At 69.1% G+C, this 4321-nt stretch carries 6 protein-coding genes; 2 read left to right on the top strand and 4 right to left on the bottom strand.

Going from position 1 to position 4321, the window contains the following annotated elements:
- The 4 genes from GX414_06930 to GX414_06915 all read right to left on the bottom strand — a co-directional run.
- Positions 1 to 237, bottom strand: a 237-nt coding sequence (locus GX414_06930) for an NAD-glutamate dehydrogenase (GenBank protein NLI46824.1), incomplete at its 3' end; no start/stop codon positions are given.
- Positions 234 to 1205 carry a CRISPR system precrRNA processing endoribonuclease RAMP protein Cas6 gene (locus GX414_06925; GenBank protein NLI46823.1) on the bottom strand — a complete coding sequence of 324 codons (972 nt, stop codon included), beginning with the start codon at positions 1203 to 1205 and terminating at the stop codon, positions 234 to 236. The genes GX414_06930 and GX414_06925, both read right to left, overlap by 4 nt.
- 10 nt (positions 1206 to 1215) lie before the next feature.
- A complete protein-coding gene (locus GX414_06920) occupies positions 1216 to 1659 on the bottom strand; it encodes a hypothetical protein (protein ID NLI46822.1) in 444 nt (147 codons plus the stop codon).
- Positions 1660 to 1701: 42 nt separating this feature from the next.
- A complete protein-coding gene (locus GX414_06915; protein NLI46821.1) occupies positions 1702 to 2901 on the bottom strand; it encodes a tetratricopeptide repeat protein in 1200 nt (399 codons plus the stop codon).
- 123 nt (positions 2902 to 3024) lie between these two features.
- Between GX414_06915 and cas2 the strand changes: the two genes are divergently transcribed.
- Positions 3025 to 3303, top strand: a complete 279-nt coding sequence (gene cas2 / locus GX414_06910; protein NLI46820.1) for a CRISPR-associated endonuclease Cas2 — start codon at positions 3025 to 3027, stop codon at positions 3301 to 3303.
- Positions 3304 to 3524: 221 nt separating this feature from the next.
- Positions 3525 to 4321: tetratricopeptide repeat protein (locus GX414_06905; GenBank protein NLI46819.1), on the top strand; the 797-nt coding region annotated here is incomplete at its 3' end.

Here is a 4321-nt window from a genome sequence, read left to right as displayed (position 1 = left end):
GCGGCGGGCCAGCGCCGGGAACAGCTCCTTGTACAGGGCCGTCCGCCGGGTGCCGGTCTCGGCGCCCCGCCGGTGCAGCGCGTCGTGGCCGCGGAGGATCCGCACCACCTCGGCCTCCAGCGCCGCCTCGTCGACGCCCACCGGGATCATCACCCCGGCCACCACCGGACGCTCCGCCGCCGCGGCGCCACCTTCGAAGCGGCCGCTCTCATCCAGGTAGACCACCCACTGGTTCATGCGTCGATCCCCTCCGTGAAATCGGGATTCAGCTGATACAGGCCGAAGCCGAAGGCGGTGGCCTTGCCGGCGTGGATGACCTGGCCGATCTCCAGGAACGGGAGGATGGGCTTCAGCTCTCCGCCGATGCGCAGGAAGCCGGTCAGCCCGCTCAGGCGCACGTCGCGGTGCTGGCGCCCCGACCAGCGCAGCCACCCCGTGACCCGGCAGTCCGTCTCCAGGGTGCGGACCGCCCGCGCCAGGTCGAGCACCGGCCGGATGTCCCACGGTTCGTCGGCGCCGCAGTGGTAGTGGGCCAGCAGCTTGATCCGGCGCACCAGGGCCCGGAAGAAGACGCCGAAGTCGAAATCGTCCACCACCAGCCGGCCGCCGGTTTGCAGCCGGAGCGGCGTGACGAATTGCACCACCAGTTCGCCGGGATCCGGGTGGGGGTTGTGCTCCGGAGTCCAGATGAGCGGATGACTTTCGGCGCTCCCGGACATCCGCCCCTCGACGTACACCGGCCGGCTGCGGGCGGGCCGCACCTCCAGCACCTCGTCGAGCCGGAAGCGGCCGCGCCCGGGCCCCAGCCCGCGGCGGCCCATCTCCTCCACGGCCACGATGAAATACGGCAGATACGCCAGCGCGCGCCCGATGAGCACGAAGTGGAAATCGAGGCGGTCGCCGGCCCGCAGTTCCGCCGGGCTGTCCCAGGGCGGGCAGAGCACGAAGGGGTGCGGGGCATAACTGCCGCCGTGGCCCGCCCCCCCCGGTTCCGGCCCGAGCGGGGTTTCGAAGACGTAGGAATAGGCGCAGGTGTGTCGGAGCAGGCAGGTTTCGCACGGGGCGTCGCTGAAGATGCAGACCCGCCGGCGGAAGGCGTGGCCGAACGCGCCCCGCAGCGCCGAGCCGAAGAACTCCGGCAGGCTGACCGGCTCGGCCGCCTGGATGGAGAAGCGGAATTCCTTGAGTTCCAACCGGGGAATCATGACGCCCGTACTATAACAGCCCGCGGGGCCGCGGACAAGGTTCTCGCCGCCCCGTTCCCGTTGCCGGTGCGCCGGATTCGGCCGCGTTGGCCTGCCGCGCCGCCGTCAGCTCCACCATGATCCCCAGCACGCCGGCATGGAACCACCGGAGGGCCTCCCGGCGGTCGTCGGGCAGGTGGTCCGGGTCGCCGGTGAGGGCGGCGGCATCTTCCAGGATCCATCCCAGGCTCAGGCGCTGTGCCGCGTGGGGCAGTCCCGCTGCGGCCCGCCGGAATGAATCGGTAGGCAACTCCCCTTCGGCCACGTCGTGCGCGTCCCGCAGGAGCCGGGCGCAGGCTGTGAGCTCCAGCAGCGCGTTCATGGCGTGATCGGCCTGGCAGGCGTTCGATCCCCCGGCTGGGCGAAGGTCGACTGGCGCGTCCGGGACGCGGACGGTCGAAACGTTGCGGTTCATACTGCCTCCCGTGAGTGTTCAGGCCGGGTGCTGATCGGATGTTCATTCACCGGCCGGCGACGGGCCGCCCACGCTCCGCCGCCCGGTCTTCTCCGCCGGGCGAACCCGGATCGCCTCGCCCCCTTTGCGTCCCACGCACGGCAGGAACCGCACTCGCAGCCCCAAGGCCGGCGTGAAGCCCCGGCACGCCGACACATGGACGAAGAAGGTCTCGCCGCCGGATTCGCCGTCCGGCTGAACGAAACCGAAGCCGCGCCTCTCGTCCCAGCGCTGGATCCGGCCGGACAAAAACAGCTCCGGGCGCTCCCCCCTGGGCTCCGATTCACCTGGTGGGGAATCGGCCGCCGGCGCCCGGAGCCGTTCCAGCCACTCCCTGGCTTCGGGAAAATCCTTGCCGTACGCTTCCTGACGGTCCCGGACGGCCGTCTCCAGACACCAGCGGGCTTCCGCCGGGCGGCCTTCTGCCACCAGCAGCTTCCCCAGCAGAAACCAGCCGCCGGGATTGGGCTTGGCTTGTGCGACCACCGATGCGCCGGCCTCCCACCGGGCCTCCCGCATGTGTCCGCGGGCGGCGAGATATTCCGCGAAATGCAGATGGAAATACCAGTTGCGTTTGCCGGCCGGGAACGCGCGAAACACGTCCATGGCCTTGTCCGTCTGGCCGGCGGTGTCCAGCGTCCGGGCCAGGTGGTCGAAGATGTAGTCCTTGCTCCCGTCCAGCCGGGCCGCTTCCTGAAACGAACCGATGGCCTCGACTGTCTGGCCGACGGCTTGAAGCAGCTTGCCCAGATGGTAATGCCGGAAGACGTTGCCCGGATCCAGTTCCACGGCCTTGCGCGCCGCGCGGACGGCCTGATCGAGCTTGCCTTCCTTTTCCAGGCACTGGGTCCACAACACCGTCACCTTGCGCAACAGGTTTTCCTGCCCCGGCGTCCCCTGGAAGCGGTCCCACGCCCGGTGGAGCTCGAAACGGGCTTGTTGCGACAGGCCCAGGGCGAAGAGGCACTCCGCCTTGCGCAGCAGGGCCCAACCCATGTCCGGCCAGAGTTCCAGGGCGCGGGCGTGGTGGGCCAGCGCCTCCCGGTGCTTGCCCAACCGCTGCAGGCAAACGCCCGCGTGATACGCGTGGGTGGCCGAGGTCGGATCCGCCCGCAGCAAGTCCAGGTAGATCCGGGCGGCTTCCTCCAGCTTGCCTTCCGCTTCCAGTTGTCTGGCCGTGGCGGCCAGCGCGGCTGAATCCATGGCTGCCTCCTCGACTTCGGTTTCCATCCCGTCTATGGGGAAATTCGGCTGCCGGTCCGGAACGATCGAAAAATTTTCAGACGCGCTCGAAAATCGCCCCATTGAATCGGTTGAGGAGGCGCGATGGAAGACCTGCTGATTTCCTATGACGTGGCGTCTGACAAGCGACGGCGCAAGCTCTTCAAGCTGCTCCACCGCTGGGGCGCCCCCCTGCAGAAGAGCGTGTTCCGCTGCCGGGTCCGTGACGCGGGCTTTGCGCGGATGCGGCGGGAGACGGAGAAACTCATCGATTTCGAGACCGACAGCGTGCTGTATGTCTTCCTCTGCGGCCGCTGTCTGGAGCGGGTGATCCAGGCCGGCCGGCCGCTGGACGTTCAGACGCAGGATGTCAAAGTCATATAGCGGATGGCAATTGCCGTGAACCACCAAATGCTGGTTGCCGTGAGCATGCATCAAGTTGTGTTCTTCGGCATCGCGACGCTGTGGGCGTGCGCCTGGTCCATGCGACGGCCCCGTCGGCGGCGGTTCGCGACGCTCTGTCCGCCACAGATCATCTGTCCCGGCCCGCCCTTCAACCGGCGGCCCGGATCGCCCGTCCGCCATCACAGTCCGAGGAGGTTCCCATGACAACCAATCCGCCGGTCCAACCGGTCGCCCTCAACCACCTGCGTGATCTGCAGGCTCATGGCGAGCGCGACCGCCTCGTGGAAGAATTGGAGCGGCTGCGCCCCGAAAGCCTGACCACGACCGAGGAGTTCGATTTCATCATCGAAGCCGCCCTTGAGCTGGGCCTGCCGCACGTGGCCGAGGGGTTTCTCGCAGAAAAGCGAAACCGGCGGGACGCGACGCCGGCCGATCTGCTTCAGGCGGCCGCGCTGGCGGCGTCGCGGGGCCGGCCGGAGGAGGCGTTGGAACAGGTGGAACAGGCCCTGGTTCTGGATCCGCGCCACCTGGGCGCCGTGCGCCGGAAGATCCACCTCCTGTCGCGGCTGGGCCGGCCCGACGAGGCCGAACAATTCTTGAGCGCCCGCGCCGAACTCTTTCCGGCCGGCCTGGACCAGGCCCTTCGGGAAACGATCCGAGGCTCCGGCGAGGCGGTTTCGTCCGGTGACGCCCCGGCCGCGGCCGCGGAGCCCTGGACGGAAGCCCACATCCATCGTCTGATCGAACTGTTTCAGGGACGCGGCGACGTGCATGCCCGCCAGTGGGTCAGCCCCGGAGGCGGCGGCGGCTACAACCCCGTCCACCAGCCGTTGGACCCGGTGCTGGTGGAGGGCCACTTCGCCGGGCGCCATACCTTGGGCGTCTACCAGCTCGACGAGGAGGCGCGCGTCCGCTGGATCGCCTTCGACGTGGACATCCGCAAGGAGGTCCTTCCCGACGCGCTCCGGCGCCGCAGCCAGTGGCAGACGCTCATGCG

This window comes from Acidobacteriota bacterium (genome assembly GCA_012517875.1).
GTDB lineage: Bacteria > Acidobacteriota > JAAYUB01 > JAAYUB01 > JAAYUB01 > JAAYUB01.
The sequence above is the reverse complement of the archived record's forward strand: the minus strand, read 5'-3'. Positions and strand labels throughout refer to the sequence as shown.

Excerpts from the sequence above, each read along its gene's own strand:
- GX414_06925 (NLI46823.1), bottom strand. The coding sequence starts at position 1,205 with ATGATTCCCCGGTTGGAACTCAAGGAATTCCGCTTCTCCATCCAGGCG.
- GX414_06920 (NLI46822.1), bottom strand. The coding sequence starts at position 1,659 with ATGAACCGCAACGTTTCGACCGTCCGCGTCCCGGACGCGCCAGTCGAC.
- GX414_06915 (NLI46821.1), bottom strand. The coding sequence starts at position 2,901 with ATGGATTCAGCCGCGCTGGCCGCCACGGCCAGACAACTGGAAGCGGAA.
- cas2 (NLI46820.1), top strand. The coding sequence starts at position 3,025 with ATGGAAGACCTGCTGATTTCCTATGACGTGGCGTCTGACAAGCGACGG.